The sequence below is a fragment of the Pseudomonas luteola NBRC 103146 genome, assembly GCF_002091675.1.
GTDB lineage: Bacteria > Pseudomonadota > Gammaproteobacteria > Pseudomonadales > Pseudomonadaceae > Chryseomonas > Chryseomonas luteola.
On sequence record NZ_BDAE01000004.1, the window covers coordinates 43,134 to 65,689 of the forward strand.

19 protein-coding genes, 4 tRNA genes and 1 pseudogene are annotated in these 22,556 nt (G+C 53.7%); 7 read left to right on the plus strand and 17 right to left on the minus strand.

Going from position 1 to position 22,556, the window contains the following annotated elements:
• Positions 1–9: 9 nt before the first annotated feature.
• The 3 genes from PLU01S_RS06875 to PLU01S_RS06885 form a co-directional block, all read right to left on the minus strand.
• Positions 10–85 (minus strand) — tRNA-Val (locus tag PLU01S_RS06875).
• A gap of 80 nt (positions 86–165) precedes the next feature.
• Positions 166–242 (minus strand) — tRNA-Asp (locus tag PLU01S_RS06880).
• A gap of 15 nt (positions 243–257) precedes the next feature.
• Positions 258–333: transfer RNA gene (locus tag PLU01S_RS06885), tRNA-Val, on the minus strand.
• A gap of 307 nt (positions 334–640) precedes the next feature.
• Between PLU01S_RS06885 and rdgC the strand changes: the two genes are divergently transcribed.
• From rdgC to sugE, 3 genes are all read left to right on the plus strand, one after another.
• The gene (rdgC, locus tag PLU01S_RS06890) at positions 641–1,561 is read left to right on the plus strand and encodes a recombination-associated protein RdgC (protein ID WP_074824512.1); all 921 of its coding nucleotides are present in this window, start codon (positions 641–643) and stop codon (positions 1,559–1,561) included.
• Positions 1,562–1,623: 62 nt separating this feature from the next.
• Complete coding sequence (locus PLU01S_RS06895) at positions 1,624–2,568, plus strand: bile acid:sodium symporter family protein (protein ID WP_010795147.1); 945 nt, start codon at positions 1,624–1,626, stop codon at positions 2,566–2,568.
• Positions 2,569–2,686: 118 nt separating this feature from the next.
• Entirely contained in the window at positions 2,687–3,001 is a 315-nt protein-coding gene (gene sugE, locus PLU01S_RS06900) for a quaternary ammonium compound efflux SMR transporter SugE (protein WP_010795148.1), read from the plus strand.
• 51 nt (positions 3,002–3,052) lie between these two features.
• Here the strand turns inward: sugE and PLU01S_RS06905 are convergent.
• Both PLU01S_RS06905 and PLU01S_RS06910 read right to left on the minus strand, forming a co-directional pair.
• Positions 3,053–4,339 (minus strand): annotated as a pseudogene (locus tag PLU01S_RS06905) (MFS transporter); the annotation flags it as partial.
• A gap of 117 nt (positions 4,340–4,456) precedes the next feature.
• Positions 4,457–5,023 (minus strand): GNAT family N-acetyltransferase, encoded by a 567-nt coding sequence (locus tag PLU01S_RS06910; RefSeq protein WP_010795150.1) that lies wholly within the window; start codon positions 5,021–5,023, stop codon positions 4,457–4,459.
• 270 nt (positions 5,024–5,293) lie between these two features.
• On the opposite strand from PLU01S_RS06910, the gene PLU01S_RS06915 reads away from it, so the two are divergent.
• Positions 5,294–8,770, plus strand: coding sequence for a PAS domain-containing hybrid sensor histidine kinase/response regulator (locus PLU01S_RS06915; protein ID WP_074824518.1), 3,477 nt, complete (start codon positions 5,294–5,296; stop codon positions 8,768–8,770).
• A gap of 400 nt (positions 8,771–9,170) precedes the next feature.
• On the opposite strand, the gene codA is transcribed toward PLU01S_RS06915, so the two are convergent.
• Positions 9,171–10,412: a cytosine deaminase gene (codA, locus tag PLU01S_RS06920; RefSeq protein WP_074824521.1), complete on the minus strand. Its 1,242-nt coding sequence runs from the start codon at positions 10,410–10,412 to the stop codon at positions 9,171–9,173.
• 66 nt (positions 10,413–10,478) lie between these two features.
• Positions 10,479–11,753 carry a cytosine permease gene (gene codB / locus PLU01S_RS06925; protein ID WP_073449380.1) on the minus strand — a complete coding sequence of 425 codons (1,275 nt, stop codon included), beginning with the start codon at positions 11,751–11,753 and terminating at the stop codon, positions 10,479–10,481.
• 349 nt (positions 11,754–12,102) lie between these two features.
• Here codB and PLU01S_RS06930 point away from each other — a divergent pair, with 349 nt between their 5' ends.
• Positions 12,103–12,327 (plus strand): hypothetical protein, encoded by a 225-nt coding sequence (locus PLU01S_RS06930; protein WP_010795154.1) that lies wholly within the window; start codon positions 12,103–12,105, stop codon positions 12,325–12,327.
• A 172-nt stretch (positions 12,328–12,499) separates the two neighbouring features.
• On the opposite strand, the gene PLU01S_RS06935 is transcribed toward PLU01S_RS06930, so the two are convergent.
• The 8 genes from PLU01S_RS06935 to PLU01S_RS06970 form a co-directional block, all read right to left on the minus strand.
• Positions 12,500–13,246, minus strand: a complete 747-nt coding sequence (locus PLU01S_RS06935) for a TerC family protein (protein WP_074824524.1) — start codon at positions 13,244–13,246, stop codon at positions 12,500–12,502.
• A gap of 138 nt (positions 13,247–13,384) precedes the next feature.
• The gene (locus PLU01S_RS06940; protein WP_074824527.1) at positions 13,385–14,215 is read right to left on the minus strand and encodes a quaternary amine ABC transporter ATP-binding protein; all 831 of its coding nucleotides are present in this window, start codon (positions 14,213–14,215) and stop codon (positions 13,385–13,387) included.
• Positions 14,212–15,063 carry an ABC transporter permease gene (locus tag PLU01S_RS06945; protein ID WP_074824530.1) on the minus strand — a complete coding sequence of 284 codons (852 nt, stop codon included), beginning with the start codon at positions 15,061–15,063 and terminating at the stop codon, positions 14,212–14,214. The genes PLU01S_RS06940 and PLU01S_RS06945 overlap by 4 nt, the downstream gene beginning before the upstream one ends.
• Before the next feature lie 66 nt (positions 15,064–15,129).
• A complete protein-coding gene (locus PLU01S_RS06950; RefSeq protein ID WP_074824533.1) occupies positions 15,130–16,077 on the minus strand; it encodes an ABC transporter substrate-binding protein in 948 nt (315 codons plus the stop codon).
• 135 nt (positions 16,078–16,212) lie between these two features.
• Positions 16,213–17,001 (minus strand): phosphate/phosphite/phosphonate ABC transporter substrate-binding protein, encoded by a 789-nt coding sequence (locus tag PLU01S_RS06955; protein WP_139208738.1) that lies wholly within the window; start codon positions 16,999–17,001, stop codon positions 16,213–16,215.
• 10 nt (positions 17,002–17,011) lie between these two features.
• The gene (locus tag PLU01S_RS06960; protein ID WP_010795160.1) at positions 17,012–18,040 is read right to left on the minus strand and encodes an ABC transporter substrate-binding protein; all 1,029 of its coding nucleotides are present in this window, start codon (positions 18,038–18,040) and stop codon (positions 17,012–17,014) included.
• Between the two features lie 111 nt (positions 18,041–18,151).
• Entirely contained in the window at positions 18,152–18,904 is a 753-nt protein-coding gene (locus PLU01S_RS06965; protein ID WP_074824539.1) for a carbon-nitrogen hydrolase family protein, read from the minus strand.
• Between the two features lie 123 nt (positions 18,905–19,027).
• Positions 19,028–19,339 (minus strand): hypothetical protein, encoded by a 312-nt coding sequence (locus PLU01S_RS06970; RefSeq protein ID WP_019367186.1) that lies wholly within the window; start codon positions 19,337–19,339, stop codon positions 19,028–19,030.
• Positions 19,340–19,561: 222 nt separating this feature from the next.
• Between PLU01S_RS06970 and treA the strand changes: the two genes are divergently transcribed.
• Together treA and PLU01S_RS06980 are read left to right on the plus strand one after the other, a co-directional pair.
• Positions 19,562–21,217, plus strand: coding sequence for an alpha,alpha-trehalase TreA (treA, locus tag PLU01S_RS06975; RefSeq protein WP_074825153.1), 1,656 nt, complete (start codon positions 19,562–19,564; stop codon positions 21,215–21,217).
• 130 nt (positions 21,218–21,347) lie between these two features.
• Positions 21,348–21,584: a hypothetical protein gene (locus PLU01S_RS06980; RefSeq protein WP_010795164.1), complete on the plus strand. Its 237-nt coding sequence runs from the start codon at positions 21,348–21,350 to the stop codon at positions 21,582–21,584.
• 51 nt (positions 21,585–21,635) lie between these two features.
• On the opposite strand, the gene PLU01S_RS06985 is transcribed toward PLU01S_RS06980, so the two are convergent.
• Positions 21,636–21,725 (minus strand) — tRNA-Ser (locus PLU01S_RS06985).
• 96 nt (positions 21,726–21,821) lie between these two features.
• The gene (purC, locus tag PLU01S_RS06990) at positions 21,822–22,532 is read right to left on the minus strand and encodes a phosphoribosylaminoimidazolesuccinocarboxamide synthase (RefSeq protein WP_010795165.1); all 711 of its coding nucleotides are present in this window, start codon (positions 22,530–22,532) and stop codon (positions 21,822–21,824) included.
• Positions 22,533–22,556 lie beyond the last annotated feature (24 nt).

Sequence of the window (22,556 nt, forward strand, 5' to 3'; positions counted from 1 at the left end):
ATCGCAAAATGGTGGGTGATGACGGGATCGAACCGCCGACCCTCTGCTTGTAAGGCAGATGCTCTCCCAGCTGAGCTAATCACCCACGTAGCTTTCGCTAGTGTTCTTCCTGGGTTCATCAAGAGGATTTAAAACCCAATCAAGCAACCCAAGATGAAGCAAAAATGGCGCAGCGGACGGGACTCGAACCCGCGACCCCCGGCGTGACAGGCCGGTATTCTAACCGACTGAACTACCGCTGCGCGTAACTTCAAGAGTGGTGGGTGATGACGGGATCGAACCGCCGACCCTCTGCTTGTAAGGCAGATGCTCTCCCAGCTGAGCTAATCACCCACTTAACTTTCGTAAGCGTTTGCTCTCGAAGTGGGGCGCATTCTACGGACGGTTTTAGAGACTGGCAAGCCCCCAAGTGAAAAAAATTTCAAATGATCCAAAGGCTTAGGTTCTTTTCCTTTATTTCCAAGCCTTTGGATCATTTCCCGGGTCTGCCCTTGCAGGCAGGACCGTATCGTTACGCCCAAAAAAGCGGCCTGTTTGTCATTAAAGCCCTTTAATCGTTGCCAATGATCAATTGGGGGTTGGCCTTGGAAGCATGGCAGCGGAATAATGCGCGCTTCGTTTTTTGGGGAATCGTCACGCCATGTGGTTTCGTAATCTTCTTATCTATCGTCTTACCCAGGATTTATCACTCGAAGCCGATGCCCTGGAAACCGCGTTGGCCAGCAAACCTGCACGTCCCTGCGCCAGCCAGGAACTGACCACTTACGGTTTCGTTGCTCCTTTTGGCAAGGGAGAAGACGCTCCTCTGGTACATGTCAGCCAGGATTTCTTTCTGATCGCAGCTCGCAAGGAAGAGCGCATTCTGCCCGGCAGCGTAGTAAAAGACGCCGTGCAGGAAAAAGTTGATGAAATCGAAGCGCAGCAGATGCGCAAGGTTTACAAAAAGGAGCGTGACCAGATAAAGGACGAAATTGTCATGAGTCTGCTGCCACGGGCCTTCATTCGCCGCCAGACTACCTTTGCAGCAATCGCGCCCAAGCAGGGCTGGATTCTGGTAGATGCCTCCAGTGCAAAGCGCGCAGAAGATTTGCTTTCCACCCTTCGTGAAGCGCTGGGCTCCCTTCCGGTCCGTCCGATGTCGGTCAAGCAGGCACCGACTGCAACCTTTACAGATTGGGTCAAGTCTCAAGCAGCCACAAATGATTTCCATCTGCTGGATGAGTGCGAGCTACGCGATAGTCACGAGGATGGCGGTGTTGTCCGCTGTAAAGGGCAAGACTTGACCAGTGAGGAAATTCAGAATCACCTGGGCGCAGGCAAGCTGGTGACCAAGCTGGCCCTGGCTTGGCAGGACAAGCTGTCGCTGTTGATCGATGACAAGGTCGCGCTCAAGCGTCTGCGCTTTGAGGACTTGCTTCAAGAGCAGGCCGAGCAGGATGGCGGCGATGATGCCATGGCGCAGCTGGATGCTACCTTTACTCTAATGATGATGACCTTTGCCGAATTTATTCCGTCGCTGGTCGAAGCGCTGGGTGGAGAAGAAATTCCGCAGGGGCTCTAATCAGGTGCGGCGCCTCGGGGCGCCGCCCAACTTCCAAGGCTCATATTTTTATAAGGATAATCATGGGCGCTCTCGCAGCTTTAAGCCGCTTTGCAGGCAATACCTTTGCCTTGTGGGTCCTGCTGGCGGCTGTTCTAGCCTTTATATGGCCTGAAGGGTTTCGTTCCTTAACGCCAGCTATCGTCCCCTTACTGGGCCTGATCATGTTCGGCATGGGGCTCACGCTCAAAGCTGAGGATTTCAAGGAGGTCTTTCGCAAACCTCTTAGGGTTCTTCTAGGTGTAATCGCTCAATTTATCATTATGCCCGGCATGGCGTGGCTGCTTTGTCTTGTCATGCAATTGCCGCCGGAAATTGCGGTAGGCGTTATTCTTGTGGGTTGTTGCCCTGGCGGTACGGCGTCCAATGTCATCACCTGGTTTTCACGCGGGGACGTCGCACTGTCTGTTGGCATCACTGCCGTCACTACCCTTCTGGCCCCGTTGGTGACCCCTACATTGATCTGGCTATTGGCTTCAGCCTGGCTACCAGTCAAGTTCTCAGCCCTTTTTCTATCCATCGTCCAGGTCGTTATCCTCCCGATTGTGCTGGGGCTAGTTGCCCAACGCTTCCTGGGATCAAAGGTACGGGCAGCGGTTGAGGTGTTGCCCCTGGTCTCGGTTATCAGCATCGTGCTGATTGTGGCGGCCGTTGTGGCTGTCAGCCAGGCGAAAATTGCAGAGTCAGGATTTTTGATTATGGCTGTGGTCGTACTGCACAACACATTGGGACTGATGCTTGGCTATCTGGCCGGAAAAGTGTTTGGGCTACCTCTGGCGCAGCGCAAGACGTTGGCTATCGAGGTCGGTATGCAGAATTCGGGACTGGGCGCAGCACTGGCAACAGCACATTTCTCCCCTCTTGCGGCTGTGCCCAGTGCCTTGTTCAGCGTCTGGCATAATATTTCTGGAGCGCTGCTGGCCACATGGTTCCGTCGCTTGAATGACGAGTCCTCTGCAAAAGAGTGAGCATGTAACGAAACCGGCGCGCTCGGGCTTGGCAAGAGCGCATCGGTTCGCGAAGGGGACGACCTCATCGCCTGAAACTATCCGGGGACGGCCCCGCTTTACCAACCCTGGAATCTTTATGTCCTGGATTATTCTTTTTCTGGCTGGCTTGTTTGAAATAGGCTGGGCTATAGGCCTCAAATACACCGAAGGCTTTACCCGCCCTCTTCCTACTGTCCTGACGGCAGCCGCCATGCTGACCAGCATAAGCCTCTTGGGCATGGCCGTTAAGCAGCTTCCTCTTGGTACAGCCTATGCCATATGGACGGGTATTGGCGCAGTAGGAACGGTGATTGCTGGCATCATTCTATTTGGCGAAAGCGTCAGTCCGATCCGGCTGCTCAGTGTGCTGCTTATTTTATGTGGCTTGATCGGGCTTAAACTGAGCCATTAGGGCCTAGTCGCGGATGCTGCGCGTAGGGTCTCCACCGCCTATCACGGCGCGAAAGCGCATCAGGAATTCTGGCACGCTTGCAAACAGGAAGGCATTGACGCCTATATTCATCAACGCAACCGCCAGAAACAGCTCCGGAACTGTCATCTCGAGTACAGACAAAAGCAGCATAGTGATAAGGGCCGAGCAGACCATTAGGAGCGCATTGAGAATATTGGTGGCAGCGATAACCCGAGAGCGCTCCTCCTGCGGCGTGCGTGCCTGAATCAGCGCATAGAGCGGAACGATATAAAATCCGCCAGAGATCCCCAGTCCCAGAATGCACCCAAGCGCTGGCCACATGGAAAATTCTTTCAGCGCTGCCCATCCGCCATAAGACCCTGCGATAGTGGCCATGTCAGGCGTGACGGCATAGAGCAAGACGCTGAAGACAGATAACCCCAGCGCACCCAGCGGAACAATACCTGCCTCAACATGCCCCTTGGACAACCGGCCACATAGAAGAGAGCCCAGCGCAATGCCTACCGAGAACAAGGTAAGGATCAGCGAAACCATGCTTTCCTGACCGTGCAGGTAGTCCTTGGCATAGGCTGGTATCTGGGTAAGGTATACCGCACCCACAAACCAGAACCAGGAATTGCCCAGCAGAGAACGAGAGACCGAGGGTGCCTGCCCCAGCCCCATACGTAAGATCACCCATGTTTGCCGGAAAATGTTCCAGTCCAACCTCAGGTGCGAGATGACGGCCGGCGCGGATGGAATACCCAGGCTGGCCAGAAAACCAGCCAGAGCGATCAATACGACGCTTATGGCTACGGCCTGGGAATAATCCGGGAGAGAGAGCAAGGCCCCTGCCCCTATCGTCCCGCCCAAAATGGCCAGGAATGTGCCCATCTCCACCAACGCGTTACCGCCCATTAACTCTCGAGACTCGAGATGCTGGGGCAAAATTGAGTACTTGGAAGGTCCGAAGAGCGCCGAGCGTGTACCCATGGCAAACAGGACAAATAACAACAGTGGCAGGCTGTTAAGCCAAAAGCCTAGACTGCCTAACAGCAACATGACGATTTCCGAGCCTTTCAGCCATCGCATGAGCCGCGCCTTGTCATATTTTTCGCCTAATTGTCCGCCTAACGCTGAAAACAGCAGGAACGGAAGAATAAACAGCAAGGCGCACAGGTTGACCAGCAACAGCCTGTCACCGGTAACGCTCAAGTGAAACAGCACCGCCAGAATCAATGACTGCTTATAGACGTTGTCATTAAAGGCGCTAAGGGACTGTGTTACGAAAAACGGTAGGAAGCGCTGTTTTTTCAATAGAGCGAACTGTGAGGACATCGAACGAGGTCCTATTCGAAGAAGGGAAACCGGAACGGGCCACAGCCATCCTTGCAGCCCAAGATAACAACCGCGTTACATCGTACGTCAGTCAAACATCGTTATATCCGGATAGCCTCAGGAAAAAGAAGCTTCCAGACTGGCTTTTACCGTCGGCCACTCACGGTCGGTAATACTGTACATGACGGTATCATCAAGCCGACCGTCGGCCAACCGTCGGTGGTTACGTAACAGTCCTTCACGTACAGCCCCTAGCTTTTCAATAGCGCGTTGCGCACGCAGATTACTGGCTGCTGTCTTGAGTTGTACACGTACCAGATGCCAGTTCTCGAACGCATGACGCAGCAGGAGGTATTTGATGTTGGCATTCAATCCACTGCCATGCTGCTCCCGATCCAGCCAGGTCCAGCCAATTTCAGCGGCAGGTAGCGCAGGCAAAAACTCTGAAAAGCGAGTGGTACCCACCAGCTTGTCAGCCAGCCTGATGGTAAAAGGGATAGTTTTGCCTTCACGCTGCTCGGCAATGGCGTGCCTATACCAGTCCGGTCGTAGTGGACCGCTCAGGTAATGCAACTCGTCCCGGTTGAGATCAGCCAAGCTGACCAGTTCCAGTACGTCGCTTTCCACCATAGGCTCTAAACGAAGAGCACCTCGCTGCAAGGTAATGGGATGCGCTTCGAACATGGCGCCACTCTCCTTGATAACACTGCGACACGCTAACAGGCTGAAGCCCTTGGCTCAACCAAACCTGCGACATTGGTCTCAGTGACCTTGGAGCAGTCGCTTTGATGAGACACTTATAAAGCCTGCCATGCTCCCCAACGAGCGCATTAGAATAGTCCCTAGGTTATTCCCACTACTCGAGACGAGCTCTTTCTAATCTATCTGGCAGCGGAAGGCCTAGGGCCAATCACCTATAAAGGCCCTGCACAACAAAATTCCACAGGAGTTCGCATGACCCTATCCAGCGGACTGATCGCCGCCGTTGCTCTGCTGTACATGGCGGTGCTCTTTGCGATTGCCTTTTATGGCGACAGACGTAAAACGCCGTTGCCCCCCAAGTTACGCGCCTGGGTTTACAGCCTGTCGCTTGCGGTATATTGCACCAGCTGGACATTCTTTGGCGCCGTTGGACAGGCGGCCGACCAACTCTGGTCCTTTCTGCCGATTTACCTAGGGCCTATCCTGCTCCTGCTATTCATGCCACGTCTGATCAAGAAAATGATCATGATCAGCAAGCAGGAAAACATCACTTCCATTGCCGACTTCATTGCCTCCCGCTATGGAAAATCGCGGGCGCTGGCGGTTGTGGTTACGCTGATCTGCCTGGTAGGCGTGCTGCCTTATATCTCCCTGCAGCTCAAAGGCATTGTCATGGGCGTCAATCTGCTGACCGGTGTAGGGGCCGAGTCAATAGGCATGCGTGCACAGGACACCGCCTTGATCGTCTCGCTGGCATTAGCGGTATTTACCATCCTGTTCGGCACTCGCAACCTTGATGTTACCGAGCATCACCGGGGCATGATGCTCGCAATTGCCTTTGAGTCGCTGATCAAACTCCTGGCATTTCTGTCCGTAGGGATTTTTGTGACCTATGGACTTTATGATGGATTCGATGACCTCTTCGATCAGGCACGCATTGCGCCCGAGCTGTCCAAATACTGGCAGGAAACCTTCGACTGGCCCGCACTGCTGGTGCAAACCGGAGTAGCGTTCACGGCCGTCATGTGTCTGCCACGACAGTTTCATGTCACGGTGGTTGAAAATACGGATGCGCGTGACCTGAACCTGGCCCGCTGGGTATTTCCTTGCTACTTGGCCTTGGCGGCGCTGTTTGTTGTTCCCATCGCCCTGGCAGGACAGATGCATCTGCCCAAAGGGGTCGTACCTGACTCCTTTGTTATAAGCCTGCCCATGGCACAGGCGCATCCCGGCCTGGCGCTCCTGGCTTTCATTGGTGGCGCTTCGGCCGCTACCAGTATGGTGATCGTCGCCAGCGTGGCCTTATCCACCATGCTATCCAATGATATTTTGCTGCCCCTCTTATTCCGTAAGCAGAAGGTAGAGCGCCCCTATGAGGTGTTCAGCCACTGGCTGGTAACCATTCGGCGTGTTGCGATCGTGGCGATCCTGCTGTTGGCGTATCTCTGCTATCGCCTGCTGGGCTCTACGGCAAGCCTGGCTACCATCGGGCAGATCGCCTTTGCAGCTATCGCTCAACTGGGCCCGGCCATGGTAGGAGCACTCTACTGGAAGCAGGCGAACCGGAGAGGTGTATTTGCAGGACTTGCAGCGGGCGCCTTTCTTTGGGCTTATACCCTGGTTCTGCCAGTCATGGCAGAAAGTCTGAGCTGGCCACTCGACCGTTTTCCTGGGCTAGCCTGGCTGGCGGCCAATCCGTTTGGCCTGCCCTTCAAACCCCTGACTCAAGGCGTACTGCTGTCCTTAGCAGGAAATTTTCTCCTCTTCTTTCTGGTTTCCAATCAGGCCAGGACACGAGTATCCGAGCACTGGCAGGCCGGCCGTTTCATTGGGCAAATGACCTCGGCGCGCCTGAATACCCGGTCGCTATTGGCAGTGCAGCTAGAGGATCTTCGCGCACTCGCTGCCCGCTTCGTAGGCGATGAACGTGCTCGGCAGAGCTTTATTCGCTTCGCTGACCAGACGGGCCTGACCTTTCATCCGGCCCAGAATGCCAACGGAGAATGGATTGCCCATACCGAGCGTCTGTTAGCCGGTGTGATTGGTGCCTCCTCTGCGCGGGCGGTGGTAAAGGCTGCCATCGAAGGCCGTGACATGCATGTGGAGGATGTCGTACGCATTGCCGACGAAGCGTCCGAAGTACTTGAATTCAACCGCGCGCTTTTGCAGGGCGCTATCGAAAATATTTCTCAAGGTATCAGCGTTGTCGACCAATCCCTTCGGCTGGTGGCCTGGAACCAACGTTACCTGGAGTTGTTTGACTACCCGGACGGCATGATCCAGGTCGGGCGTCCAATCGCCGAAATCATTCGCTATAACGCAGAACGGGGCCTCTGTGGCCCAGGCGATCCTGACGAGCACGTAGCACGACGTGTCGATCGAATGCGGCAAGGGATTGCCCACACATCTGAGCGACAATTCCCCAATGGCCGGGTAATCGAGCTCAGTGGCAAACCCATGCCGGGACGCGGCTTTGTCATGAGCTTTACCGACATCACCGCGTTTCGCGAAGCAGAGCGCGCCCTTCGTGAAGCCAACGAAGGGCTGGAGCAGCGCGTGGAAGAGCGAACCCGGGAGCTCTCCCAGCTTAACCAGGCGCTGACAGAGGCCAAAGCCCATGCAGAAGCAGCAAACCAGTCCAAAACACGCTTTCTCGCTGCCGTCAGCCATGATCTGATGCAACCGCTAAACGCAGCCCGCCTGTTTACGGCCGCCCTCGCCCACCACGATGCGTTACCCAAGGATGCTCGCGAGCTGGTTAACAACATGGATTCGTCCCTGCGCTCCGTGGAAGACCTGATTGCCGACCTGCTGGATATCTCGCGCCTGGAGAGCGGACGGGTTCATACGGAAGTTGGCACGTTCGCAATTAACACGCTATTCGATACGCTGGGCGTAGAGTTTCGTGCCCTGGCGCGAGAACAAGGCATAGATTTCCACCTGAGCGGAAGTTGCCTGAGAGTAGAAAGCGACGTCAAGCTTCTGCGTCGAGTCCTGCAAAACTTCCTGACCAATGCTTTCCGCTATGCCAGAGGGCATGTATTGCTAGGTGTCCGCCGCCATGGTGATCATGTGACACTGGAGGTATGGGACCGTGGCCCAGGTATCCCGGAAGATAAGCGTCAGGTCATTTTTGAGGAGTTCAAGCGACTCGACAGCCATCAGACGCGCGCAGAGAAGGGATTGGGCCTGGGACTGGCTATTGCTGATCGTCTTTGCAAGGTACTGGGCCATCGTATCGAGGTACGCTCCTGGCCAGGTAAAGGCAGTGTATTCAGCGTCTCGGTGCCCGTCGCGACTCAAACTCTATCTGAGCCTGTCCTGCAGCCTACACGAGCACACACCAGCGAACCGCTTCGAGGCGCACCGGTATTTTGCGTTGATAACGAGGAAAGCATCCTGACGGGTATGCAGAGCCTTCTTAGCCGCTGGGGCTGCGAGGTTCATACGGCACGCAATCAGCAGGAGTGCGAGGCGTTACTGGCACAAGGCATTCAGCCACAGATAGCGCTGGTGGATTTCCATCTGGATGACGGCAATACCGGACCTCAACTAATGGCATGGCTTCGCACGCGGCTTGATAAGCCGTTGCCTGGCATCGTGATCAGTGCAGATGCACATCAGGATCGTGTCAGTGAAGTGCATTCGGCTGGGCTGGATTTTCTACCTAAACCCGTAAAGCCAGCCGCCTTACGCGCATTGCTTAGCCGTTATCTGAATTTAAGATGACTTGGCGGCGACCGTGTCGATAGGTCATAAAAACCCAATCGAAATAATGCAAAAAAATTCTTGCATTTTGATGAAGCCAAGCGTGATGCGGTCTACAGGGTTAATCCACAGAACCTGTGGATAACTCTGTAGAAAAGTTGGTGGAAATGTCCTGTAAGCTAGATGAAATGGGGGGTTCCGTTAAACTGTCCATTTTTTAACCAATCAAAAAAATCCTTATAAATCATATATTTATACCTAAATAACCGTTTTAAATATTTTTATGCCTGGTTAAGCGAAGCGCTTGACAAGCGTATTAGTGCTTGTGCACAAGTCCTGAACATTGCCCCTTGACTCAGGGTGTATTTTTGAGCATAGCCCTTCGCCTGAGCTAGAAAATGTAGTGAATTCGCATGTTTTATCACTCTGCCAGACTGACCTCGGCAGGACGACGACTCATTAACACCCTGCCCTCACGGATAGAAAACAGTGGAAGCCCCTGGCTTCTTATCATTTCATAGTCCGAATCGGCTGACAGGATCAGCAGATTGGCCGGGCGCCCTACTTCCAGCCCATATCGGTCACCCAGCTGCATGGCGTTGGCGCTATTTACCGTCACCAGATCCAAGGCATGCTGCAGGCGCTCATAACCGAGCATGTGACAGATATGCAGGCCGGCCTCCAGTACCCTGAGAATGTTGCCGTTACCCAGCGGATACCATGGATCAACAATGGAGTCCTGCCCGAAGCACACATTCATACCGGCCTCCAGCAGTTCGTTCACACGCGTTACGCCACGCCGTTTGGGAAAGGTGTCGAAGCGACCTTGCAGGTGAATACTCTCGGTGGGGCACGATATAAAGCTGATACCCGAACGACTCAGCAGACGAAACAGCTTTGAACAGTAAGCATTGTCATAAGAACCCATGGCAGTAGTATGGCTGGCAGTGACACGTGAGCCCATGCCACGACTACGCGCCTCCTCTGCCAACACTTCCAGAAAGCGGGAATGGGGATCGTCTGTCTCATCGCAGTGAACATCCACCAGACAACCTGTGCGCTCGGCCAGATCCATCAGAAATTTGACGGAACCGACCCCTTGCTCACGGGTATATTCGAAGTGAGGGATTCCGCCAACCACGTCGGCTCCCAGCCGAATGGCCTCCTCCATCAGTTCTCGGCCCTGAGGATAGGATTCGATTCCTTCCTGGGGAAACGCCACAATTTGCATGTCAACTAAATGGCTTGTTTCTTCCCGAATTTCCAACATGGCCTTCAAAGCCGCCAGACTGGCATCGGTTACATCCACATGGGTACGAACATGCTGGATACCGTGGACCGCCAGGGCATTAATGGTCTGCTTGGCCCGCGCCTTGGTATCTTCGTGGGTAATAGTCGCCTTTCGCTCTCCCCAGCACTCAATGCCTTCGAATAACGTGCCGCTCATGTTCCACCGCGGTTCCCCAGCTGTCAGGGTGGCATCCAGATGGATATGCGGCTCGACGAAAGGCGGAATAACCAGATTGCCTCGCGCATCCAGTATTTCAGCGCTGGTTGGGCTCACAAAAGCGACCTGTGATTCGATTGCAGCGATCCGGTCGCCTTGCAAACGCACAGTAAACAGCCCTTCCTGACCACGCAGCCGCGCATTGATGACATTCATCGACAGACTCCTCAAGCAAAGGACTACTTATTCTTTATAACAGTAGGTGATCTGGAACATTCCAGCCTATGCCTCTGCGCGAGCGACAACCGATAGCCGGGCCCCCACCAGGCCACACAGCATTACGTACCCCAGCGCGGCAGTACCAACGCCGACAAGAGGCGCCAACCAAGGGGAGAAAAAGGCTGCCAGAACACCCAGGCCATAGGCCGCAAGCCCAACCCAATTGAATTTAGGTAAATGAACAGTCGCTAAGAGGGGGTAACGCCCTCTATGACGATAAAAGAAATCAGCTGCAATCACGCCGCCGATAGGAGGGATAATGGTTCCCAATATAATCAGGTAGGGGACCAGCAGATCGTACATGCCCAGCACTGCCAGCAATGTACCTATTGCTGCGCCAACCAGCGTAACGGTTCGCCGGCGATCTGTTCGAACCAGATTACAACCCGCCACAGCGAAGTTATAGATAGTATTGTCCTGCGTGCTCCAAAGATTAAGCATGAGCATGGCTATCGCTGCCAGCGAGAAACCCTGAAGCAGCAAGACCTCCACCACGTCCGGTTGCTGGTACACAATGGCGCCATAGGCGCCGATCAGCACCATCAGGCCATTGCCGATAAAAAAACCAGCCAGGCTGGCCAGAATGGCAACTCTCCCAGTCCGAGCAAAACGTGTCCAATTGGTAGCCTGTGTCGCCCCGCTGACAAATGTGCCAAACACTAATGTCAGCGCTGTGCTATACTCCATCGTGTTGACTGGTTGTATGGCCAGCAGGCCTTCCAGCCCACCGATCTTTCGTGTTGCAACCCACATGGATAATGCCAGTAGGCCACACATGGCGGGTACAGCAACATAAGACAGGATCTCCAAGCCTCGGTAGCCAATATAGGCTGTGGCACAAAAGCCAAAACCGAAGATCACCATCAGCAACAGCACAATGCCTTCGGGCAATCCCAGAAACTTACCCAGCACGACTGCCGCCGTCGCCGTGCCCCAGGCATACCAGCCAATCTGCGTGAATCCCAACACCAGATCAGACAACTTGCTTCCTACTTCGCCAAAGCAGAACCGGCCCATCAGAACAGAATTAAGGCCGCTTCGATACGCGATATATCCCAGCAAGGCGGCATAAAGACCAAGCAGCAGATTACCTACCATAATCACGCTCAGCAGGGTCTTGAAATCGAACGCCGTGCCGATCTTACCGCCTGCAAACATCGTCGCGGTAAAGAAGGTAAAGCCCAGCAGCACCAACGTTGTCGACCAGATGCCCCGACGGGCTGACATAGGCACTTCACTTAACGGATAGTCGTTCGCGCTTGCGTTCGTCTCGCTCATTTCGCTATTCCCGCTTGGTCATGGACCTGAGAGCAAGTGCGAAGCGCATGCCAAACGCTGTAACGCTCTGGTGCAACCCAATGACTGCGGCAGGAAGGTGCTAAACAAGAGGCCAACGCACAAAAGCGGCTCATTGTCCTTTAGCTTTGCCTTGAAATGGTTCACTGCAGCGGCAAACACAACACTGTGCTGAAGTAATTTGAAGCACATGAAAAAGAGACATTTTCCATTCAGCGACTTAGCTTAATGGGAAAAGTTGGCAAAAAACTTGCTAAAGCAGGTTATCAATGCAGCAAATTGACGCCGCTGCTGTCATAAGCGCGTCACGTGATTCAACTAAAAGAAGATTATGAATACACATCAGCAAACTCAAACCGCAATCCAAATGCTTTCCTCTGCTTTCGCTCCGTTCGATTGTGTAATCGCTGCGCCCAGCAAGAAAGGCTTTTCATTCATCATCGTCAATGAATTCGGCGTTGCGCGCCATACTCAGCGACTTTACCGTGAGGAATACAGCTGCCCGACTCGTCTGCAGTCCGTTATTGAACGTGCACGCAAAGCCATCAGCGCCTGATCCATTCCCGCCTTACTTTTCCTAATACGATGCCCGACACGCGCCTGACAGGCAGCGTGCAACGGTGCATGCGTGCCAGCGGAACCCTCCCTTCCGGCAGGCACAAAAAACCCGTAGCGGTCACAGACGCACTACGGGAAGACGAGGAAACTCTCGCGCGGTTCTACAGGATCTAACGCTTGCGCTTTGCGCGGCGAGCCAGCATGTTCAGGCCTTCGATAACGGCCGAGAATGCCATGGCAGCATAGATATATCCCTTGGGCACATGAGCGCCAAAGCCTTCAGCGATCAGGGTCATGCCGATCATGATCAGAAAGCCCAGCGCCAGCATGACAACCGTGGGATTGTTATTGATGAAGCGCGCCAGCGGATCAGCGGCAACCAACATGACGGTCACCGCGACGATAACGGCGATGATCATGATGGGCACATGCTCGGTCATTCCGACAGCCGTAATAATGCTGTCGATGGAGAAAACCAGATCGAGCATGAGAATCTGGACGATGGCCGAGGCAAACCCAAGGGTAACGGCCTTTTCACCGCTTTTACCTTCGAATAGGTCGCCTTCCGGGTCAGGATCCACGTTGTGATGGATCTCCTTGGTTGCCTTCCAGAGCAGGAAGAGACCACCTGCTATCAGGATGATATCTTTCCATGAGAAGCCCTTGCCAAAGAGTTCGATCACCGGCTCGGTGAGCTGAACGATCCAGGCAACCGTTCCCAAAAGGCCCAGTCGCATGACCAGCGCCAGGCCTATTCCGATACGCCTGGCCTTTTGCCGATGCTGCTCGGGCAGCTTGTTGGTCAGAATGGAAATAAAGATAAGGTTATCAATACCAAGCACCACTTCCATGGCGATCAGCGTTGCCAAGGCAACCCAGGCGGTAGGATCCGAAATCAACTGCTGGAGGTAATCCATGAACCTTTTTCTCAGAAAATAGGAGAGTTAAGGCGCCTATGAGTTACCAAAGGCACCCGGTTACCCTGAACTATAGCCAAAAGAAAGATGTGAAATTTTTGTCGTATCGCTGATTTGTTTTTGTTTCAAATCATTGAGCTAGACATTTGCCCCGGAGATACTCCGGTTTCGATATCGTCGAACGAAACGATCAACATATTCGTCTGCCGGTTCGTTGAGAATGTGCTGCGAGCTTCCCACTTGAATCAGCTGGCCGTCCCGCATGATTGCAATCCGGTTTCCCAGCCTGACCGCCTCGTCCAGATCGTGGGTAATGAACACGATGGTCTTGTGCAGGCGCTGCTGTAACTCCAGCAACTGATCTTGCATCTCGGCACGAATCAGTGGATCGAGCGCCGAGAACGCTTCGTCCATGAGGATGATTTCTGTGTCAGCTGCTAACGCCCTGGCCAGCCCGACTCGCTGGCGCATACCGCCTGACAGCTGATGGGGCCATTTGCGCTCATACCCTTTGAGCCCTACCGCTTCAATCCAGTGCTGTGCATGCGTTTCTCGTGCAGTCCGGCTTTCGCCACGCAGTTTCAAGCCGTAGGCCACATTACCCAGTACGGTTTTATGGGGTAACAGCCCGAAGCCCTGGAAAACCATGCTGATCTTGTGGCGCCGGAAATGCCTGAGCTGCTGCATGTCATAGGCCAGTATGTTCTCGCCATCGACTCGGATAGAACCGCTGGTGGGATCAATCAGGCGATTCAAATGCCGAACCAGCGTTGATTTGCCCGAGCCTGACAGCCCCATAATCACAAATATTTCGCCCGCTTCGATGGACAGCGATAGCCCATTGACTCCGACGACACACCCGGTTTCCGCCAGCACCTGATCCTTATCCCGGCCCTGGCGGACCAGCTCAAGCGCTGCGGCTTCGCGACGGCCGAATATCTTATAGACGTTATCGAGCTGAATTTTCATCGCTCGCCCTCATAGCGTGAACGACCATACGCCTGAGTAATGCGATCAATCACGACCGCCAGGATAACAATCGCCAGACCTGCTTCGAGCCCCTTGCCTACGTTGAGCGTCTGGATACCGACCAGCACTTCTTCACCCAAGCCACGTGCACCGATCATCGAAGCGATTACAACCATAGACAATGCCATCATAGTGGTCTGGTTGATACCTGCCATGATGCTAGGCAAGGCCAATGGGAGCTGTACGCCAAACAGCTGTTGCCAGCGATTGGCACCAAAAGCATTGACGGCCTCCATGATTTCCTTGTCGACCTGTCGGATTCCCAGATCGGTCAGACGAATCAGCGGTGGCGCTGCATAAATGACAGTGGCAAAGATAGCCGGCACTTTACCCAAACCAAACAGCATCAGGACAGGAATGAGATACACAAAGCTAGGCATGGTCTGCATGATGTCCAGCAGTGGCAGCAACACCGTACGCAGCCGGTTACTGCGTGCACACAGAATGCCCAAGGGAATGCCGATCAGTACCGCAATCAGTGTCGCGACCAGCATCAGCGCCAAGGTCTGCATGAGCTTGTCCCATAACCCCATGGCGCCCACGAGAAATAGCAGCCCGGTAATGACCGCAGCCGGTATCACACGTCGCGTGGCGTGGTAGGACACAACAGCCACGACCAGCAGAATCAACCACCACGGTGTTGTCCGGAGAGCGCCTTCAAGCCGGACGATTGCCAGTAGAAGCACATCGGAGATCTGGCGGAACACATCGCCATAATTGGCGACCAGAGCGTCTACCCAGCCATTGACCCAGTCAGCAATAGAAAACGTGAGATTGTCAGGAAACATAGACATGCCCGTTTGGTAAAGGTAGGCCCTTCAAACAGGGCCTACCCTCACATGACCTGCGAAAGCCTACAAAGAGGCCTCGATTTTTTGTGCAGCGGCAGCATCAACCCATTCATGCCAGACATCGGGGTGCGCCTTCAGAAAAGCTCTGGCAGCGGTAGGCGCGTCCTGCTTATGCTCGGCCTGCTCTGCCAACGCCTTATTCAACAGGTCAATCGGCACGTTGACCTTTTCCAGAACGGCAACAAGCTCCGGGGCGTTTTCATAAAAAGGTTTGGACAATCCAGCCTGCACCGTTATAGCTTTCTCATCTCCCGGCTTGCTGGCCAGCTTGATGAGATCCGCTCGCCCCAATAGTGGCGTAGGCGACCAGTAATAGGTCAAGATGGGCTGCTTGCGCTTCACGGCCGATAGGATTGCGGCATCCAGTGCCGGCCCTGTGCCAGGGCGAAAATTGGTAAATGTGTCGGCCAATCCATAGCGTTCGAGCATCTCGGTATTTTCCAGCTCGCATGTCCAGCCGGCTGGGCAATTATAAAATCGACCTTTCCCAGGCTCCTCTGGATCGCGAAACAGCTTGGCGTATTTAGGCAGATCACTGATGGACTTGAGATCTGGAGCCTTGGCATTCTTGCCTTCCACCAGATAGCGCGGCACGTACCAGCCTTCCGTCGCACCTTTGATGGGTGTACCAACGCCTACTACCTTGCCTGCATCAGCGGCTTTATTCCAGACGTCACTACGACCGATCCACTCTTCAGCAAAAACCTGAATATCATTAGAGGAAAGTGCAGCCTCCAACGTAATCGAGTTACCTGGAATACTATCGGTCTTACAGCCGTAGCCTTCCCTCAAGACTGTCGACATCAGCTCGGTGAGAAGCATCCCGCTTTCCCAGTTCACACCGGCGAACTTGACTGGCTTACCAGACTCACACCAACCGGCTGCCTGCGCGTTGCCTATAACCAGCCCCAGCGCCAAAAGGCCTACCGCCAGGCCATTTCTTGCGTTCATGATCTGCGTCCTTAGCATCCATACGCCTGCCCGGCGCGAAAAGTCGTTACCTATCGAAGCGGCTGTTTTGAGCCTGGATGCCCTTTGCAGTTTCATAAAAACTACAGCGAAACAGGAAAAAGCCTGTCCGGCTACTCATGCGATAATGGGATATCCAGCGGCCATTGCTCGATCACGCTGGGCAAGAATCATTCGATAATCGTCAAGGGAGGCCGGTACAAACGAGCGAATAGCCAGTGTTTCAGCCAGCGCAGGCTGCTCCTGCAGGATTTCGTTCAGCACGTGCTGCATCTGCTGTACCTCTTCCAGACTACGTGACGCTGCGGTAATGATCGGCAACGCAGGCGTCAGCTCCGTGCGGGCAAGAACTCGTGTGCGAGCTAACGTGTCAGGCGCATAACGCTCAAGGTACCCCCAGGTGACGCAATCAATAGCTGTCAATTCCGTCTCGCCGCGGCTGAGTAACCCCAGGCTTGTCACATGGGCACCGCTGGCCTTGACCTCACCAAAGAATCGCCCCTTTTCAGCCATGGGCGCGACTGTCACCCTTAATAAATTCATGCCGCTATTGGAGTCCAGCGCGTTGATGACCACACGCGCACCTCGAAAGGCCTCCAGGGTACTGCGCTCATCATCTGCGTGGACCACGATAAAACTGCGGTGCTGAGCACCTTCACAGCCGCTCAGCTCATAACAAGGCGTTGCTACGATCTGAACCTTGTCGCGCAGGCGCGTCATCACCGGATAGCCGCAGCTCTGAGATAACAACAGGCTCGGTGATGACCATTGCGCCATGAGATCAGCGGGCGCTTCCTCACATTGTTGAATACCCAGATGCGCCAGGACCCGCTCGATAAAGATCTGACCGGCCTCGCGTACCGGTTCAGGCGTAACGTACATGGGCCATGTAGCTAACGATGTCACGGATAAATACTCACTGTGCGTTCAAGGCGGCATCCACCCGCGCCGCGGCATCAGCCGAAAGCCAGGCAGACCATATATCACGATGTTCCTTGAAGAACGCCAGGCTCATCGCATCGGCATCCTTATGTTTCTCCGACATTTCGGCCAATATGTTGTTGAATAATGGAAGCGGTATTTGCACCTTTTCAAACAGCTGTACAAGCTCAGGTGCCTGGTCATGCAGATCTTTCGAGATGCCGATCGTAATCTTCGCAGGGAGCGAGCGGGACGGTAGAGGGCTGGGATTCTTGGAGTCGGAAAGTGTTTCCCAGGCTTGCTGACTGAACGGTGGCTCCTCAAGCTGTATCAGCTTGAAGCGGCCCATCAACGGCGTAGGCGACCAGTAGTAAAACACGATCGGCTCGCCTCTGCGGATAGCCGTACTGATGGCTGCGTCTAGGGCTGGACCGGTTCCAGTACGGAAATTCGTAAAACTGTCAGTTAACTTGTAGGCCTTGAGCTTTTGCGTATTGACGATTTCACAGGTCCAGCCAGTCGGGCAATTATAGAAACGGCCTTTGTCGGGTGATTCAGGATCCTTGAACAGATCCTTGTATCGCGACAAATCCGTTACAGACCTCAGCTCAGGCGCCTTGGCCTCAATCCCACGAGCCGAATCGCCCTTAACCAGATATTCTGGAACCCACCATCCCTCCGTAGCACCCTTGACCGTTTCTCCAACCGAGAACACCTTGCCGGCCTTCTCCGCCTCACGCCAAAACGGGCTACGGCCAGCCCACTGCTCGCCTGTTACCTGAATATCGTTTTGCGCCAGCGCATTTTCCATCGTTACTGTATTGCCGGGAATCGCATCGGTCTTGCAGCCATAGCCCTTTTCCACCAGAAAGCGCAGCACTTCAGTGGCGAACATACCGCTCTCCCAGTTGAGACCTGCAAATATCACAGGCTTATCATAGGGACATTTCACCTCATCAGCGTAGGTGTAATGTGTCATACCCAGGCTTGTGACAATCGCAAGAATGGACAAAGAGATACGCATGGAAGCTCCTTCATGCTTGGCAACAAGGTCTTCGTCTGTCGCTAAATTGCTCATGCAGCTCGTACTGAGCGGCTACCTCACAGTATTTCAACAATCCGTAACGGTGTAGTCTCAACTCAGCAGTACCACCCGCCCCTGCCAGGTAGAACCATTACGGGACGCGATTACGAGCGCTTCACGGTCATGTGGCGCCTGGATAACAATTTCACCGTCAGGCAGCCAGAACGTACTACGTCCGGTCGCAAGCCAGCCACCGGTTTCGCCTACATGGTTAGCCAACAGGACAGGAAAGCCATGAATCTGCGCATACGACCTTAGCTGCGCAGTATCCGCTTCAAAACCACCTGGCGTAATCAGGGCGCTGGTGACATAAAGAGAAGCACCTGCCTGAGCCGCACTCGCAGCATGCTCAGGGTGACTTGTGTCGGCACATATGGCCAGGGCTATGCGCTCGTTCTCAAGAAGTAGCAGTGGCCCACCGCTTCCCGCCTGAAATGCCTGGTCTTCACCTTCGTGCAGGTATCGCTTGGTATATAACACGTCGTCCCGCCCCGCACCTATTACCAGCGCCGCAATAAGCGGCTTCCCTGTCGAACTTAACGGCATGCCTGCCAGGATTGATATGCCTGTCTGAGCAGTAACCTTACGCAACGGCACCAAGCGAGAGTCGTTGGGCAACAGCGCATTCTGGCTAGCCGTCTTCCGCTCATACCCTGTCAGTGACAGTTCAGGAAAGACAAGAAAGTCGACGCCTTGCCGAGCAGCCTGTTCGATTACACGGACATGGCGCTCGACATTGGCTTGAATGTCATGACCAACCGGCGTGATCTGTGCAGCAGCGATTACGATACCTGTAGAACTCATCGGCACATCCCGGCAAGGTTGGAAGGCCAGAGGATGCCATATAACAAACCCATGACGTCAACATAACGTCCGAGCCATACCCGACAAGACAGGTAGTAGAGGGGTAGAAAGTGATGGGTGCAGTCAGTCCCTAGGCAAGGGCAACAGAATGACTTCTACCCAGTTTTCATAATCCATGCAGATTTCAAGTGTCTCGATAGTTGAGACCATATGAGTCGTCTTGATCTCAGGATCGAAGCGCTTGTTCTGGATAACAGCCTTCCCACCATTGTTGAGCATCATGGCCACAATGATTGGCTCGCTTTCAAAATTGACCAAATGACGAAAAACAGCCTCGTAAATATCCTGAGTGCGACCAGAAGCAGGCGAGTCAATTTCTACCTGGTAAATAGTACCGGCCTTCAAATAGCGATAACTCACAGTAGAGAAATGCATCGGTCAAGCACACCGAAAGACAAGGTTTCTTATCTTACCTGATAGCAATTGGCCATTTATCAAAAAAGCGTAAATCTCCGCAAAAGAAAAAGGCTATTTGCGGGCAAAACTTCAAAATGAACCTGACCGTTTTCAATAGCCGAACAAAAACAAAGCTTGACTGGACGAACTTGCCGGATAATCAGCTGGTCGATGGTTGAGAATGATCAGAATGGGTTTTCCATGACATTTCCTCTCGTCCGCCACGCTTATCGATCCACTCGGCTTCTGGCCTTTTCCGCTTCGGTTGTTCTGTTGGGTGCCTGTGCCACTGCTACAGACAGATCCGAGATGTGGAGCTATCAAAATGCCCAACAGCATCAGGCGCTCCCACCAGACCAGGCGTACCCGGAATTATTTGCAGCCGTACAGCAGCAATGGTTGTTCGACGATCAAAAGCATTTTGTCGATGCCCTACCGCTAAGGCCTCCCGCCACTATCCGGGCGGACTACTTGGCGCAACGAGCCAACCCTGGCTTTGATCTCAGACGCTTTGTGGCGGACAACTTCGAGCCATCAGGAGCTGCTGAAACCCAAAAGCCTCAGACAGGTACCGATATCCGTGAACATATCGATAACCTCTGGCCTGTACTCACGCGACATTATGAGAAGGTACCGGCATATAGCAGTATGCTGCCGCTACCCTACCCCTATGTTGTTCCGGGGGGTCGCTTTCGCGAGCTGTACTATTGGGACTCCTACTTCACCATGCTTGGCCTGGTAGAGAGTGGACAAACGAAGTTGGCGCGTCAGATGCTGGATAACTTCGCCTACCTGATCGATACCTATGGCCATATCCCCAATGGCAATCGCACCTACTATCTGAGCCGCTCCCAGCCACCCTTCTTCTCTTATATGGTTGAGCTGGAGGCAAAGACGGAGGGGGATGAAGTCTATCGCCGTTACCTTCCGCAATTGCAAAAGGAATACGCTTATTGGATGGAAGGTTCGCAAACACTAAAGCCCGGCGAGGCTGCCCAGCACGTTGTTCGTCTGGCTGACGGTACGCTATTCAACCGCTACTGGGATGCCAGCGATACACCTCGCCAGGAATCCTACATGCAAGACAAGGAAACGGCAGCCAAGGCTGCTGATCGCCCGGTCAATGAGGTTTACCAAGACCTGCGAGCCGGGGCAGAAAGTGGCTGGGACTACACGTCACGCTGGCTGGGTGATGGGAAAACTCTCGCGACTATCCGTACAACCGCTATCGTTCCGGTAGACCTCAACAGCCTTCTCTATCATCTGGAAACCACAATTGCACTTGCTTGTGAAAAGAACGCCATGTCGACTTGTACGCAACGCTACAGCCAGCGTGCAGAAGCGCGAAAGGCTGCCATAGAGAAACACCTGTGGAACAACAAGGGCTATTACGCTGACTACGATTGGCAGAAGAATCAACTCAGCGATCAGATCACAGCCGCTACGCTCTATCCTCTTTATGCAGGGATCGCCAATTCCGATAGAGCCCGGCAAACCGCATTGACTGTTGAAAAGAATCTGGTCAAAACCGGTGGGCTTGTCACTACGCAAATCCATAACGGACAGCAGTGGGACTCTCCCAATGGCTGGGCTCCGCTTCAATGGATCGCCGTAGAAGGCTTGCGCCGCTATGACCAGCAGGATCTAGCCAGAACCATCGGCCAGGGTTTCCTTGATCAGGTGCAGACGCTGTTCACCAAAGAGCACAAATTGGTCGAGAAATATGATGTGGAGGGTTCAAGCCAGGGAGGTGGCGGTGGTGAGTACAAACTGCAGGATGGCTTTGGCTGGACCAACGGTGTCACGCTGAAACTACTCGATCTCTATCAGCAACCACCAGCTAATGCGCAACCTTGACACCATTAACCAGAGGGCAAGTCTATCTCTTTGCCCTTTGGCTGCCTCGCTAGGCATGGACGTCCTGGCTTTTCACAGCTTTCGTTCCTATCGCCTAGGCTGAGCAATACACCCCGTTACCGGAGCGCCCATGATCGACACGACTTCCCACAATATCGCTGACCTGAAACAACACCTTTCTAATGCATTGGACGAAGGTGTAAATGAAATCAAAGCGCATCAGGAGGAAGGTCTCGATATCCCGGAGGCCATGCATGAACGCCTGATCCGTATCCGCTCAATGCAAGAATCCCTTGAAAAAGGAGAAGACATACGTCTTGAGCTCGAACACTTCGAGGCGTGGAAAAAAGAAAATAATTTGATTTGAGCTGTATAGAAATAAAAAAGCCCCGCAGCATAACTGCGGGGCTTTTTAATATGGCGGAGAGATAGGGATTTGAACCCTAGGAGCCATTGCTGACTCAACGGATTTCGAATCCGTCCCGTTCGGCCACTCCGGCACCTCTCCAATGCAGCGCATGATAACAGCTGAAATGCGTCAGGCGAAGCCTTGAATGCAAAATTTCTACCATTATCAGGCGTTTGCAAAAGTCGCCTGCCAACCTTAGAGCGGTACGCCTAAGCGGTTAGCCACCTCTTCATAGGCCTCGATAACGTCACCCAACCCTTGGCGAAAGCGATCCTTGTCCATCTTCTTACGGGTTTCCTTATCCCATAGACGGCAGCCATCAGGGCTGAACTCATCGCCCAGCACAATCTGGCCATGGTGCACACCAAACTCCAGCTTGAAATCCACCAGCAGCAGCCCTGCGTCATCGAACAGCTTTTTCAGCACGTCGTTCACCTGGAACGTCAGCTCTTTCATGCGAGACAGCTGTTCAGGCGTAGCCCAGCCAAATGCATAGACATGGGTTTCGTTGATAAAGGGATCGTGCAATGCATCATTCTTGAGGAACAGTTCAAACGTAGGCGGGGAAAGCTCCAGCCCTTCCTCAACACCCAGGCGACGCACTAGGCTACCAGCAGCATAGTTACGAACCACACACTCCACAGGAATCATGTCGAGCTTTTTAACCAGACATTCATTGTCCGCAAGCAACGCATCGAATTGGGTTGGAATCCCTGCTGCCTCAAGCTTTTGCATGATGAAGGCGTTGAACTTGTTGTTCACCATGCCTTTACGATCAAGCTGCTCTACCTTTTGACCGTCGAACGCAGACGTATCATTGCGAAAGAGAAGAATGAGACGGTCCGGGTTGTCCGTCGTGAACACAGACTTGGCTTTGCCGCGGTAGAGTTCGGTGCGTTTTTCCATGATGGCTCCGCTTTTAAATAATCG

Excerpts from the sequence above, each read along its gene's own strand:
- rdgC (WP_074824512.1), top strand. The coding sequence starts at position 641 with ATGTGGTTTCGTAATCTTCTTATCTATCGTCTTACCCAGGATTTATCA.
- PLU01S_RS06895 (WP_010795147.1), top strand. The coding sequence starts at position 1,624 with ATGGGCGCTCTCGCAGCTTTAAGCCGCTTTGCAGGCAATACCTTTGCC.
- sugE (WP_010795148.1), top strand. The coding sequence starts at position 2,687 with ATGTCCTGGATTATTCTTTTTCTGGCTGGCTTGTTTGAAATAGGCTGG.
- PLU01S_RS06910 (WP_010795150.1), bottom strand. The coding sequence starts at position 5,023 with ATGTTCGAAGCGCATCCCATTACCTTGCAGCGAGGTGCTCTTCGTTTA.
- PLU01S_RS06915 (WP_074824518.1), top strand. The coding sequence starts at position 5,294 with ATGACCCTATCCAGCGGACTGATCGCCGCCGTTGCTCTGCTGTACATG.
- codA (WP_074824521.1), bottom strand. The coding sequence starts at position 10,412 with ATGAATGTCATCAATGCGCGGCTGCGTGGTCAGGAAGGGCTGTTTACT.
- codB (WP_073449380.1), bottom strand. The coding sequence starts at position 11,753 with ATGAGCGAGACGAACGCAAGCGCGAACGACTATCCGTTAAGTGAAGTG.
- PLU01S_RS06930 (WP_010795154.1), top strand. The coding sequence starts at position 12,103 with ATGAATACACATCAGCAAACTCAAACCGCAATCCAAATGCTTTCCTCT.
- PLU01S_RS06935 (WP_074824524.1), bottom strand. The coding sequence starts at position 13,246 with ATGGATTACCTCCAGCAGTTGATTTCGGATCCTACCGCCTGGGTTGCC.
- PLU01S_RS06940 (WP_074824527.1), bottom strand. The coding sequence starts at position 14,215 with ATGAAAATTCAGCTCGATAACGTCTATAAGATATTCGGCCGTCGCGAA.
- PLU01S_RS06945 (WP_074824530.1), bottom strand. The coding sequence starts at position 15,063 with ATGTTTCCTGACAATCTCACGTTTTCTATTGCTGACTGGGTCAATGGC.
- PLU01S_RS06950 (WP_074824533.1), bottom strand. The coding sequence starts at position 16,077 with ATGAACGCAAGAAATGGCCTGGCGGTAGGCCTTTTGGCGCTGGGGCTG.
- PLU01S_RS06960 (WP_010795160.1), bottom strand. The coding sequence starts at position 18,040 with ATGCGTATCTCTTTGTCCATTCTTGCGATTGTCACAAGCCTGGGTATG.
- PLU01S_RS06965 (WP_074824539.1), bottom strand. The coding sequence starts at position 18,904 with ATGAGTTCTACAGGTATCGTAATCGCTGCTGCACAGATCACGCCGGTT.
- PLU01S_RS06970 (WP_019367186.1), bottom strand. The coding sequence starts at position 19,339 with ATGCATTTCTCTACTGTGAGTTATCGCTATTTGAAGGCCGGTACTATT.
- treA (WP_074825153.1), top strand. The coding sequence starts at position 19,562 with ATGACATTTCCTCTCGTCCGCCACGCTTATCGATCCACTCGGCTTCTG.
- PLU01S_RS06980 (WP_010795164.1), top strand. The coding sequence starts at position 21,348 with ATGATCGACACGACTTCCCACAATATCGCTGACCTGAAACAACACCTT.
- purC (WP_010795165.1), bottom strand. The coding sequence starts at position 22,532 with ATGGAAAAACGCACCGAACTCTACCGCGGCAAAGCCAAGTCTGTGTTC.